We start from the raw sequence: 12,750 nt of genomic DNA, 5'->3' as shown, positions 1-12,750 counted from the left end.
TCGAGGGAGTCGAAGGCATGACGCAGGGCAGAACCGAGGCAGCCGAGTCAATCGACCTGTCCACCACCGCCGGAAAGCTTGCTGAGTTCCGCCGCCGCCAGAAGCTCTCTAAAGCGCCAAGTGGCGAAGCAGCGATTGAAAAGCAGCACTCCCGCGGCAAGCACACTGCCCGCGAACGCATTGAAATGCTCATGGACGAGGATTCCTTCGTTGAGTTCGACGCCCTCGCAGTCCACCGCTCCACCGCCTTCGGCATGGAGAAGAAGAAGCCATTAGGCGATGGGCTGGTCTCCGGCTACGGCACCGTCGATGGCCGCCTGGTGGCTGTCTACTCCCAGGACTTCACCGTCTACGGCGGCTCCCTGTCCCAGGTCAATGGCGAGAAAATCGTCAAGGTCCAGGAATTTGCGCTGCGCAACGGCTGCCCAGTTGTCGGCATCCTGGATGGCGGAGGTGCCCGCATCCAAGAAGGCGTCGCTTCCCTGGCCATGTTCGCCGACATCTTCCGCAACAATGTCCATGCCTCGGGCGTTGTCCCGCAGATCTCGCTGATCATGGGCCCATCGGCCGGTGGTGCAGCGTACTCCCCTGCACTGACCGACTACGTGATCATGGTCGACAAGACCAGCCACATGTTCATCACCGGTCCGGACGTCATCAAGACGGTTACCGGCGAGGAAATCGACATGGAAACCCTGGGCGGCGCCCGCCAGCACAACGCCAATACCGGTACCGCCACCTATCTTGCGTCCGATGAAGAAGACGCCGTGGAGTTCTGCAAGGAACTGCTCGATTTCCTCCCGTCGTCCAACCTCTCGGATCCGCTGATTGCCGAATTCGATGAAGAGCTGGATATCACTGCCGAGGACCTGGAGCTCGATACGCTCATCCCGGACTCCGCCAACCAGCCTTATGACATGCGCACGGTCATCGAGTCGGTTGTCGACGACGAGCATTTCTTTGAAATGCAGTCGCTGTACGCACCGAACGTGATGATTGGCTACGCCCGCATCGAAGGGCGCACCGTGGGCATCGTCGCCAACCAGCCAATGCAGTTCGCTGGCACCTTGGATATCGCCGCCTCGGAAAAAGCTGCCCGCTTCGTGCGCAACTGCGACGCCTTCAACATCCCGATCCTCACCTTCGTGGACGTGCCAGGCTTCCTGCCGGGCAAGGACCAGGAATTCCAGGGCATCATCCGCCGCGGTGCGAAGCTGCTCTACGCCTACGCCGAGGCCACGGTGCCGAAGCTGACCGTGATCACCCGCAAGGCCTACGGCGGAGCGTACATCGTGATGGGTTCGAAGAAGCTGGGCGCGGACCTGAACCTGGCTTGGCCTACCGCGCAAATCGGCGTGATGGGTGCCCAGGGCGCAGTGAACATCCTCTACCGCCGCGATCTGGCCGCAGTGGAAGCCGAAGGCGGAGACGTCGAGGCCCGCCGCAAGCAGATTATCGACGACTACGAGGCCGAACTGCTCAACCCCTATCAGGCGGCGGAGCTGGGCTACGTGGATGCGGTCATCGCCCCGAGCGAGACCCGCTTCCAGCTGGTTCGCGGCCTGCGCGCACTGCGCGAGAAGCACGTTAGCCTGCCGCCGAAGAAGCACGGCAACATCCCGCTGTAAGCAGCAGTGCCTACCCGCCTAGTACCAGCTAAAACCAATAAGGAGCACTCCCATGGAACAGAACGCTGCGTTGCCTGTTGCCCCGCAGATCCGCGTCACCAAGGGAAACCCCAGTGACGAGGAAGTGGCGGTAGTTACCGCGCTGCTCGCTGCCATGGGCAATACTCCGGCTCCTGCACCAGAAGCCGCAGAGCCCAAGAAGCGTGTAGCCCGGATCCGCAGGCGCCGGGCGCTGGCCCCGCGTTTGGGCTGGACTATTGGCCGGCGCTAAGGCCTGCTGAAAGCGATGGCCCGGAACGTTCCCTAGCGGAATTTTCCGGGCCATTGCTCTGTGCGGCGCCGCTGGCAACCTAGTCTTCGTCGGGAACTTCGAAGTCCAAGATGGCTAGGTCTGCACGAGTCACCAGATGCGAACTCACAGCGTGTTCCACCAGTCGCGCCCTGCGGTTGGTGGCCAATTTTCCAGGCCCCCCGCGCAGCCCGGCCACGCCGGCCTTGTCCAATTTGTCGCAGACGTTATCGAGTTTGCGATTGAACTTCGTAATTCCCCACTCCAGCCGGGCGGCGGCAGCGGCACTTGTGGGAATTGAACTCAAGCCAGTGCCTTCACGGCGCAGCATCGGCTCAGCCAGGACAACGACCAAGGCCCGCTGGGCACTGGTCAGCAGCACCGGGCCAATGGTGGTCTCGCCCGAAGCGTCGTAGTCCATGTAGGCCTGCCGGAATGCCGGCTGCGCAACATGAATCGATAGCTCGTAGGTGGTGGGACCGGCGGTGAAAACCACGCCCACCCGGTTCAGCACCAGGGGCAGGCTCGATTCCGGCGAGAGCCAGGCCTGCAGTCCGCCGGTACGGTCAGCAATCGTCGCGGTCAGCCGGCTACCGACGTTATTAAGCCACCACAGCCCGCTTTGCTTGGTAATCGTCAAGAAGTGCCGGTGCAAGTAGGGATTGTCGTCGATGGCCAGATCGCCTTCTCGGCCGATGGTGAAGGGCTTGGCGTCTTGGACAGGATAATACTGTCCGCAGTACTCGATAGTTACTTCACTCATCTCTCTTGCCTACTTTCCTGAACCTGCGGCGGTGCAGAACCGTGCTCCATCCGAGATACGTCCATCATCGCGCACGAGCTTGACCTCGATACAGGTTTGTCCGCCTTTCCCGATCTCGGTAGTGGCGCTTGGGGACATCGTCTGCTTGTATTCTCCCGTTTCCGTGGCGGTAATTGGAGCCCACCGGTAATGGTCTGCCTTATTCGGTTCTGGGTTGGACCAACGGAAAGTTACAGTTTCTCCGACCGTGGAGTACGCAAAATTATCCACCTTCGGCACAGTGCCGCCAACCAATGCATCCTTGGGCCCGTCCGTCGCTGTAATAGGCGGGCCAGAACGCTGTGCAGCATTTTGGTCCGGTAAGTACATGTTGGCAATGACAGCGCCGCCAACCAGGAAAAATAGCACAAGGCCCACTGCGATGAAGACCTTCGGCAGGCCCTGGCGCGGCTTCGGTTCTGCCGGCGCGTCCACCGGCGTTCCTGATTCGCCTGGAGCTGCGCTCTGCTGGCCCGGAGCCGAAATGGATTCCTTCGGCATTTCCAGCCGCGGTATTGGAACTGACGGTCCTGCCTGCCGCAGCCGTTGCCCGGGAACGGAGGAAATCATCGGTGGGGTAGGCAGCGGACGCTGCGCATCGCTAATCGAAGTAACATTGCGAACGCGAGTGCTCTCGCCGTGATCTTCGTCAACCGCTTCTGCAGGTTCTTCAAGTACTTCAAAGGGCGTGACCGAGAAGCCCAGCTCGATCTGGATTCGTTGCATCGAGCGGGCCAGTTCGGCAGCCGAGCCGAATCGCGACGCCGGGTTCTTCGCCATGGCTACCGCCAGCGCCTGGCTCAATGATTCAGGAACATCAAGCCGTTCCAACGGCACCAACGGCGTATTGCAAATCCGCTCAATGAGTACTGTCTGCGAATTATCCTGTCCAGGACGGACGAATGGCGAATGCCCGGCCAAGATCGTATAGATCGTGGCACCGAGCGAGTACACATCCATGCGCACACCCGGAGGCATGCCATCGCCGAAGGCTTCCGGTGCGGACCATGGCACCGAAAGCCCAGCGGTGTGTGAACCGATAGTTCCCGAGATGCCGAAGTCGGTCAGCGCCGGCCTGTTGTAGTCGGTGGTCAGCACGTTTCCCGGCTTGATATCGCGATGCACAATGCCAGCAAGATGCGCAGTATGCACCGCTGAACACAACTGGATCGCCAGGGACAGCGTTTCATCAATGCTCAGGACGCCACGACGGTATCGGACGTCCAAAGAAGGCCGGGAACAATACTCCATGGCCAAATAGGAACGTCCGTCTTCGGTGATCTCCGCTTGGTAGATCGTGACAATATACGGATGGGTGGACAGCTGGGCCATCAAGTTGGCTTCCGCCTCGAATCGCTGGCGGGCTTCCTTATCGCTGACATCCGCCAGCAGCACCTTCACCGCCACCTTGCGGTTGGGCCGGTGCTGCTCGTACAGGTAGACATCGGAAAATCCGCCCGTGCCCAGCGGCTTGACGTAGGTGAATCCCGGGATCTGCGGTGCCGGAGCTGGCGCGCGCCGCAGGCTCACGGCAGATCCTCGAAGCGTATGCTCACGCCATCGCCCAGATCAGCAACATCGCCGTTGATCAGCATGATCTCCTGGTGCCGGGACAGGCGCCGTGGCCGCTGCCCTTCGCGCAGGAGCACGGTGCCATTAGTCGCACCCAGGTCAACCAGCTGCACATGCCATCCTTCCACATGCACATGCAGGTGCGAACGGGAGATATCACCGCTTGGGCTTTCCACCTTCAGCAGCCGGGGTTCGGTGTCGGATTTGATGGCTGCTGCGCTTGGCTGGCGCCCCAGGATCACCGAGCGGTTCAGTTCATGGGCGTATTCGCGAGCGCCACCGTGATCGCTGACAATCATGCGGCCCATGGCCGGTTTGCGAACTTGCTGCGCTTGGCCAGTGAGGCGCTCGCCGCATTCCCGGCAGGTCGAGGCAGTTGGAGGGTTGGGATGCCGCTTGGAGCAAGAGCGGGCCAAGATGAATTCATTCAGCGACACCGAATTTTCGGTGCCGTCCTTGGCGTCCAAACCTGAAGCGGCGCTGGATTTCGGAACACTGGAGCCGCGGATGATCGTGTGCTCGTCGTCGGCTGGTTCAACCGGCCGCGCCGAAGAGGCAGGACTTCCCGGGCGCGGTTTGATAATCGTGTCCAGATCATCGCCCTGGCCGGTATCGTAGACGGTCTCTGCTGCACCTCTGGCGCCCAGCAGCTGTCCGCCCAGCGATAGTTCCTCCGAGTAGGCTTCCTGCTCGTATTGTGCTGGATCCTGAGTTTCTTCCGAGACTTCGGTCGGCGGCAGCGCATAACTCGTTGCCGTGCCATCTGTCTGCTCATCCCCGGCACCCTGTGCAGATACCTTGGCCGCGTCGGCTGCCTTGGCTGCTCGTGCCAACACAGCTGCGGGGCCCTTGGGATCTCCTGCTTCTTTGGACGGCGCGGCGGCGCCCGGGTCGGATGCCGGCTTGGCGGCAGTTGGCGCTGGTTCTTTCGCTGCCGCTGGGGCCTTTGCCGGCGCGGGCGCAGCAGCAGGCTTGGCCGCGGTTGCTGCGGGGGTCTTTGCCTGCGCGGGCGCCGCCGCAGGCTTAGCCGCAGCTGGCACTGGTTCTTTCGCTGCCGCTGGAGCTTTTGCCGGAGCAGCCGCCGGCTTGGCAACAGCGGGGGCCGCCGCAGGCTTAGCCGCAGCTGGCGCTGGCTCTTTCGCTGCCGCTGGAGCTTTTGCCGGAGCATCCGTCGGCTTGGCAACAGCGGGGGCCGCCGCAGGCTTAGCCGCCGTTGCTGCGGGGGCCTTTGCCTGCGCGGGCGCAGCAGCAGGCTTAGCCGCAGTTGGCGCTGGCGCCTTTGCCGGAGCCACAGCAGGCTTGGCCGCAGCGGCGGCAGGCGCCATCAGGCTTGGAGCTGCTTTGGCCGGAGCAGAAGGGGTGGCAGGTGATTTGGATGCGGCACCGGCGGGCGCACCAGCAGCGGCGTCCCCTTCGGTGCCCCACTCAAGGCTTGATACTCGAACAATGCCTTCGCTAATTGGCAGCGCGAACGCAGCTTCAGGATTCGCCGAACCGGTGCTCAAAGTCCATGACTTCGACTCGCCAAGTTTGCGTTCGGTCCAGGTCGCAATGCCGGCACCGCTGACCAGCTCGTCACCGGCAGCTGTCCGTGCGGTAAATTCTGGGGCTCCCCGCAAGACCAGATGCGGTGCCCTGTCCCGGGAAACCAAAGCGAAGTTCGGCAGCTCGGCAATGTTCATCTGGTAAAGCGGCAACAGCTCTGAGAGCAGTGCTTCCACCGTCGTCTTCCCAACGAGGTTGGACCACAACACGTTGACCTGTTCGGCGCTGGCGCTGGCAGGAAGCAGGACGATGTGCTGGTTATTCACCAGGGCGTACCAGTCGCCGGGAATGTAACTCAGGCCGTTCATGATTTCTCCTCTTGGTGGCTCGTGGTCGATATGCGTGGGATTGTAATGCCAACATCATCGGGGTGCCGATACTGCACGTCGGCGACGATCACGCTGATATTATCGCGTCCTCCGGCGTCGATGGCCGCTTGGACCAGTTCCTCGGACGCCTGCTGCGGATCCGGGAAACGCGAGAGGATCTCCTGGATTGCGGCGTCGCCGACTTCGCTGCTCAGCCCATCTGAGCAGACCAGAATGCGTTCGTGCCCTGCTAGTGGCACCAGCCAGTAATCGGGTTGGCTGTTGGCGTTGATCCCCAATGCGCGGGTGATGACGTGCCGGCGCGGATGGGTGGCCGCTTGCGCGGCGTCCAGCTGGCCGATATCCATCAGCTCCTGCACTTCGGAGTGATCGATGCTGACCTGTTGCAGCAATCCTTGGGCCCACAGGTAGGTGCGCGAGTCGCCCACGTTGAAGACCAGCAGTTCGGGTTGTTCTTCCTGCCCGCTGGAGGTCCTTGCATCAATCAGCACGGCCCCGGTGAGTGTGGTTCCGGCTCGGCCGGAGCCTGCCTCCACAATGCTGCGGTCAGCTTCAAGCAGCAGCGTGTCCAGGGTTTCCGGATCGAGATTGGTGCCGGCGTCTTGGAATCCTGCACCCAGGATCTTGAGGCACAGGGCGCTAGCTATTTCACCTGCCTCATGCCCGCCCATGCCATCGGCAATGGCCAACAACCGTTCCGAGGCCAGCAAGCTGTCCTCGTTCAGGGCGCGGCGCAGTCCACGGTCAGTTGCCTGGCCGTGGCTGAATCTGAGGCTGGCTGCCGGGCTAGTATCTGTCATGGACGTTCCACCTGGAAGTAGCGGTCACCGAAGTACACCGTATGGCCAATCATTGCCTGTTCCGGCTTGCCCGGGACAAGTTCGCGCACGTTTCCATCTTCATCGACAATGGATGAGCCGTTGCCCGAATCCCGGTCCGTAACCCAGACACTGCCTACTCCCGGCTCGATCAGCAGATGCGTTTTGGAGACGGTGCGTTCCGGATCATCCACGGCGACCAGGTGAACACCTGCATCGCCCTCTGCGTAGGAAGGGTTGCGTCCGATCAAGATGCTGCCAGCAAGGTCAAGGCACCGGCTATCGTCAAAGAGCAGATGCAAGGCATCAGGCGATTGCGAACGAATCTGCGTGTGACCGAGATCTGCATCCGGGTCACCACCGGACTTGGACGAAGGGACTTCAACGATCTTCGCCTCCGGCTTAGGCTGCGAGGCAGGACGGGGACGAGCTGCTTTCTGCGCCTCAGGCGCATTGGCGCGCACGGCGCCTGGCACCGAATCGATGACTCCCGAGGACTTGCCGGGCTCTTCTTCTGGTTCGCCCACGAAGCGACGGCCCGGAGCATACTGCTGCCCAGGCGCGAAAGACCCCGGTCCCCCGGTACCACCGGTAGTCAGCGGATCCCGCCCAGCCTTGATATCCAGTACCAGCGTCCCGGCCGCCTTATCGTGCCATCCCTGCTTCTTGCCGTTCGCGTCGAATTGGTTGGAGATCACCATCAGCACCGGTCCCAGGATCGGAACGATACCCGCGACGGCTATCAGCAAACGGCGAATAATGGTTTTACCCCAGCCCGGGCGCTCGCCTGACACAGTAGCGGTGCGTAACCCGAGGAGCACATTGCCAAGACTCTTGCCTGCAGCAGCTTCCCACCACCACAAGAACACCGTGTAGGCAAGAGCCAGGACGCCGTACAGGATGTACGTTCCAGCGATCTCGCCCATGATCTGCGGCGCATCCAGCGAGTTCACCATCCTGGATCCGATCATCGGCAGGAAAATAGCCGAGAGGACCATTACTGGCAGGAAGTCGACGAGCCACGAAAGCAGCCGCTGCGCAGTTCGGGCATCTACCAGGTCCATTTTTACCGCCATGGCTTGCTCCTGTTTTTCCGTTGCAATGTTCGTGCCGTGGTGACCGTTTTAGCCGCCAACTCGTGTATCAGAGAGCGTGGAGAGTATTTCACCCGCATCTTGCCGAAGAAGCCCAGCGGCTCTTGCATCTTCTGGGTCTGCGCAATGACATCCTCCCAGTACTTCCGCACTTGCTCTTCGGTCGGTTCTTCATGCGCGAAGTTCGCCGCATCCGCACGCTGCGCCAGCGACTGCACCGGGCTGGACAGCGCCGGGAAACCGTCGGCCAGCACGCCGGCACTTTCCCGCCGGGTCGCACCGCTGGCAGTCGCGATTCGGTGGTCAGTGGCATGGCTGAGCAATTCCTGCCAGCCACCGCTCACGCGGTCACCGGCGCTGCCGGTTTGAGAACGCTTCTGCCTGCGGCGTAGCTTCAGCAAGGCAACCAGCAGCAGCGGCGAGAGCACAAGCAGCACCGAACCCAGCGAAATGCCGACGACAATGATGACCTGGCCCCAGCGTCCCCAGAAGGTTTTCGGTTCCTCTTCGACTTCCTGCGGCTCCGGTGCAGTTTGCGGAGGCAAATCCGCTTCTTCCTGCGCCGGTGGTGGCGGTTGCAGCACCTGCGGCTGCGGCACAGCCTTGGGTTCCTGTTCCGGAGGAGTGGGCTGCTCGTCTTCATTCGGCGTCGGGTTGAAAGCAACCCAGCCTATTTCCTCGAAAGCGATCTCCACCCAGGCATGAACATCGGACCCCTTGATTTCAACGGCCTTCCCCGGCGCGTATTCCTCCGGGTAGAAACCCATGACTACGCGCGCAGGGATCCCTTGCTCGCGGGCCATCAGCGCCATCGCGACAGCATACTGCTCGTCATCGCCGATCATCTGCTCGGCATCGAGCAGGCTGGTGATACGTCCCGCTCCGTGCCCGGAGAGCGAGGGAACCTGGCCCTCGGTGCCGTTGGAGAAGAATCCGGTTCCGGAAAGCATGGCTTCAATGCTCCGCACGCGCTGCAGGTCGCCGCGTGCCGTACCGGTGAATTCGGCGGCCTTGGCTCCCGCCGTGGCTGGCACATTGGCCAGCTCTGGCATGCGGAACTGCGCCAAATCCAGTTCATTGAGCTGGTCATCGCTCGGCTTGGCGGGGAAGAGCACCTTAGCCGTGTAGGCATCGCCCTTCTCCAGGCCAATGGAGCTCAGCGCGCTTTCAGAGGTATCGCTGTAGAACAGGGAACGGGCCAGTTCATCTTCACGACCGCCGGCCAGATCCAAGCCCATGAGCTTGCCTCCGGAAGGAACCCACACCCCTTCATAGTCCTGGATCGAGATTTCAAGTTCAGCCGCTTCGCGGCCTTCCAGCGTCTGGGCAGAACGAATATCGCTGGCATCACCCACGGGGGCAAAACTGCCACCAGCGGAAGGATCCACGTTGATGACCATGCCGTTGTAGGAATCCAATGCGGCCAAGCGGATGCGCTCGTCCTTTGGCAAGCCCTTGACGGTCAGCAGGGTGTCGTCAGCCATTGTCTTCACATACTTGCGGAAACTCGTCAGCGGGCTTGGATAATCGTAGAGATCCACAGGCGGTTCCAACGCATCGCGCCACACCTGGCGCGGGGTTTCGGGGGCCAGCAGCGGAGTGGCCGCGGCGGTCGCTACGCCGGCTCCGGCCAGCACCAGGGCTCCGGCAATGATGCGGCGCAGCAACATCTGCTGGCCGCCATGGGAGTCAAGCTGCTCGTGGTTCAGCGAGCTGAATCCGCCGGAAATGCGCGTGTCCATAAAGCGCCGCCAGGCAAGCCAACCGACCAATACCGCAATCAAGGCGACGCCACGGGCGATCGGCATCGGCACGTCGCGGGTGCCGAAAACAATACCCAGCACGAACATCGCCAGCAGCGGCAGCAAAGTCCAATACGGCGAGCGCAAATGCCAAGCCGCCAATCCGGCCAGCAGTGCAGTGAGCAGCGCGGAAAGGAAGGCCACGATCAGTACGCCGCCGTAGGAGCCTACCGGTGGCGCCACGGTGAGCATGTCTTTCCAGCTGAAGACCAGGCCGGTCAGTAAGGTGCGCAGGGATTGCCCGGTGGGCAAGATTCCGAAGGCAGCCTCGCGTGGAGTGGCCAACGGCGTGCCCAGCACGAGGTACAGCAGTGCGAACAGGGCCATGGTCCGCCAAGTGCCCAGCTTGAAGTGCACATTGGCCCAGGCCAATGCAAGACCGGCAACAATTCCGCCGACGGCAGCCAGGATGAAGTTCAAGCTCGCGCCGTAGGCGTCCAGGAGACCCAGGGCACCAAGGACCAGGGCCAATCCCAGACAGATCGCGTCAACGCCGAAGCGCCAGAGGGGCAAAGACTGTTTCATGCCACGGCCTTTCGCAGCATCAAGCCGAGTTCTTCCAGCTTGCCCAGGCTCAGTACCGTCAGCTCGCCAATGTTCGAGCGCGTCGGCTCCATGCCGGTCTCGCACCTGATAGCGATGGCGCGCACTCCGGCAGGCACATGCATCCAGGCTTCACGCAGCGACTTTGCACTGGTCCTGGTGCCGGTGAGGAAGAAAAGCACCGACGCTCCGGGCACGATATCGGCGGTGTGGCGAACCACCTGCACCAGGTTCTCGCGCTGGCCAGCGGCTGCTTCGATGCGGGTCAGCGAGTCCATCATCATGCGGCCGCTGTCGGTGCGCACCGGACCTTGCTGGGTCACGATGGCCAGCTTGCGCTGTTCCGCCACTGCCTGCTGCCCGATGGAGGCAGCGACCGAAATAGCCAGTTCGAAATCTTCCTCTGCGTGCGCCTCGCAGTACTCGTCCAGATTGGTGCTCAGGCTCAGTGCCAGGTGCGAACGCCGGGTCTCTTCGAACTGGCGGACCATCAATTCACCGGTACGCGCCGTTGACTTCCAGTGGATATGGCGGCGGTCGTCTCCTGCCTGGTATTCGCGCAGGGCGTGGAAGGACACATCGGAGTTCGAGAGATCCGAAGTGGGCATGCCTTCGAGGTCGCGGATGAAACCAGCAGAGGAGCCATCGAGCGCGGTGGTGCGCGGATGGATGAACAGCTCGTAGCGGTCGGTCCATTTCACCTGCCGGCGCAGAATGGCGAAGGGGTCCTGGCGGACCGAGCGGACCGGCCCCACCTCCAGCACCTGGCGGCGCTGGGTCGGGATGGTGAACAGGTCTTCGTGCGTTCCTTGCGGCTCCAGGCGCGGGATCCGGAACTGGGCGGCACCATGGCCTACCGGAAGTTCCATCATCACCGGCGCTGCGCTGCGCGAGGCCTGGTTGGCCACCTGCAGGGCGCCAACGGCGCGGTCCCCCACAGCGACACGGGTGCGGTGCAGGTCCAGGTCCACGCTGAAATCATTGCGGCCCAGGATGAATCCCACGGAAGCCAGCAGCAGCAAGGTGGCCATGAAGGCGCCGAGCAGGGCCTCCTGCCAGCCGAAACTGGCGCCCAGGATCCACAGGAGAATCGCTGTACCCAGCAGCACGAAGCCCAGCGGCGAAATGACCGTGGTGACCGGTGCGAGGAAACGGGTGCTGAATTCCTTGACCCGCGCTGTTGCAGGGCGCAGGTATTCGCGCAGCACCTGCATTGCTTCGCTGGCCATGGTCAGCGACATTTCGGCCCTGCGATTCAGCCTGGTGCTCCGTGCAGAACGCTTAGCTCGTCTGCTCATTAATGCTCGTCCTGGTCCTTGCCGGCGGCCGGAGCGGAGTCTTCATTGCCACGGCGGGTTGGGGCCGGGACCTTGCGCAGCACCGAGGTGATGACCTGGGCGGAGGTGGTGCCGGTGAATTCCGCTTCCGGGTCCAGCACCAGGCGATGGGTGAAGATATAGGGCGCCAATTCCTTGATGTCATCCGGCAGCACGTAGTTCCGTCCCTGGCTGGCAGCCCACACCTTGGCCGCGCGCACCATCGCCAGGGCTCCGCGGACCGAAACTCCCAAACGGGTTTCCGGAACTTCGCGGGTCGCTTCGCACAGCGCCGCGACGTACTCCAGCACGGCGGTGTCCACATGCACGGTGGTTGCCAGCTCGGCCATTTCCACCACTGCTTCGGTAGTGATGATGGCGCTCAGCGCGGTCGAGCGGTCACGCTGGGTGCTGCCCGAAAGCAGCGCCACGGTGGCTTCCCGGTCCGGATACCCGATGGAGGTCTTGATCAGGAAACGGTCCAGCTGGGCTTCGGGCAGCCGGTAGGTACCGGCCTGCTCGATCGGGTTCTGGGTGGCAATCACCATGAACGGGCGAGCCTGCGGGTAGGTGGTGCCATCGACGGTGACCCGCCCTTCTTCCATGACTTCCAGCAACGCCGACTGGGTCTTTGGAGACGCGCGGTTGATCTCATCGGCCAGCACGAGGTTGGCGAAGATCGGTCCATGGTGGAAGTCGAACTGCCCGCTGCGCTGGTCGTAGATGGTGATGCCGGTGACGTCCGAGGGCAACAGGTCCGGGGTGAATTGGATGCGCGAGTTGCTGCCCCGCACCGTGGCGGCCAGCGAGCGGGCCAGCATGGTCTTGCCGGTGCCCGGTGCGTCTTCGAGCAGCACGTGCCCTTCGGTGAGCATGGCAGTTAGCACCAGCTTGATGGCCTGGTCCTTGCCCAGCACGGACAGTCCGACATTGGACACCAATTTGGCGAAGGTATCGCAGAACCAGTTGGCCTGCTCGGTGCTCATGGTCATGGCAGTGTTTGTTCTTTCTG

10 protein-coding genes are annotated in these 12,750 nt (G+C 62.4%); 2 read left to right on the top strand and 8 right to left on the bottom strand.

From position 1 onward, the window contains the following. Positions 1–17: 17 nt before the first annotated feature. Together ACIOJF_RS11440 and ACIOJF_RS11435 are read left to right on the top strand one after the other, a co-directional pair. Positions 18–1,628 (top strand): acyl-CoA carboxylase subunit beta, encoded by a 1,611-nt coding sequence (locus tag ACIOJF_RS11440; protein WP_105657137.1) that lies wholly within the window; start codon positions 18–20, stop codon positions 1,626–1,628. Between the two features lie 52 nt (positions 1,629–1,680). After that, a complete protein-coding gene (locus ACIOJF_RS11435) occupies positions 1,681–1,899 on the top strand; it encodes an acyl-CoA carboxylase subunit epsilon (RefSeq protein WP_105657136.1) in 219 nt (72 codons plus the stop codon). A 79-nt stretch (positions 1,900–1,978) separates the two neighbouring features. On the opposite strand, the gene ACIOJF_RS11430 is transcribed toward ACIOJF_RS11435, so the two are convergent. From ACIOJF_RS11430 to ACIOJF_RS11395, 8 genes are read right to left on the bottom strand one after another with little or no spacing between them, the layout of a single operon-like run. Further along, the gene (locus ACIOJF_RS11430) at positions 1,979–2,680 is read right to left on the bottom strand and encodes a hypothetical protein (protein ID WP_402741668.1); all 702 of its coding nucleotides are present in this window, start codon (positions 2,678–2,680) and stop codon (positions 1,979–1,981) included. Positions 2,681–2,689: 9 nt separating this feature from the next. Next, positions 2,690–4,249 (bottom strand): serine/threonine-protein kinase, encoded by a 1,560-nt coding sequence (locus tag ACIOJF_RS11425; protein ID WP_402741667.1) that lies wholly within the window; start codon positions 4,247–4,249, stop codon positions 2,690–2,692. Then, a complete protein-coding gene (locus tag ACIOJF_RS11420) occupies positions 4,246–6,144 on the bottom strand; it encodes an FHA domain-containing protein (protein ID WP_402741666.1) in 1,899 nt (632 codons plus the stop codon). The genes ACIOJF_RS11425 and ACIOJF_RS11420 overlap by 4 nt, the downstream gene beginning before the upstream one ends. Next, positions 6,141–6,965: a PP2C family protein-serine/threonine phosphatase gene (locus ACIOJF_RS11415; protein ID WP_402741665.1), complete on the bottom strand. Its 825-nt coding sequence runs from the start codon at positions 6,963–6,965 to the stop codon at positions 6,141–6,143. Before ACIOJF_RS11415 ends, ACIOJF_RS11420 begins: the two co-directional genes overlap by 4 nt. Further along, positions 6,962–8,059: an RDD family protein gene (locus tag ACIOJF_RS11410; RefSeq protein WP_402741664.1), complete on the bottom strand. Its 1,098-nt coding sequence runs from the start codon at positions 8,057–8,059 to the stop codon at positions 6,962–6,964. The genes ACIOJF_RS11415 and ACIOJF_RS11410 overlap by 4 nt, the downstream gene beginning before the upstream one ends. Next, entirely contained in the window at positions 8,050–10,404 is a 2,355-nt protein-coding gene (locus tag ACIOJF_RS11405; protein WP_402741663.1) for a DUF4129 domain-containing transglutaminase family protein, read from the bottom strand. Before ACIOJF_RS11405 ends, ACIOJF_RS11410 begins: the two co-directional genes overlap by 10 nt. Further along, on the bottom strand, positions 10,401–11,720 hold the full coding sequence (locus ACIOJF_RS11400; RefSeq protein WP_105661753.1) for a DUF58 domain-containing protein: 1,320 nt from the start codon (positions 11,718–11,720) through the stop codon (positions 10,401–10,403). The genes ACIOJF_RS11405 and ACIOJF_RS11400 overlap by 4 nt, the downstream gene beginning before the upstream one ends. Continuing rightward, positions 11,720–12,730, bottom strand: coding sequence for a MoxR family ATPase (locus ACIOJF_RS11395; RefSeq protein ID WP_105661752.1), 1,011 nt, complete (start codon positions 12,728–12,730; stop codon positions 11,720–11,722). Before ACIOJF_RS11395 ends, ACIOJF_RS11400 begins: the two co-directional genes overlap by 1 nt. Positions 12,731–12,750: the final 20 nt, after the last annotated feature.

The sequence above is a fragment of the Glutamicibacter sp. NPDC087831 genome (genome assembly GCF_044742845.1).
In the GTDB taxonomy this organism is placed as follows: domain Bacteria; phylum Actinomycetota; class Actinomycetes; order Actinomycetales; family Micrococcaceae; genus Glutamicibacter.
The sequence above is the reverse complement of the archived record's forward strand: the minus strand, read 5'-3'. Positions and strand labels throughout refer to the sequence as shown.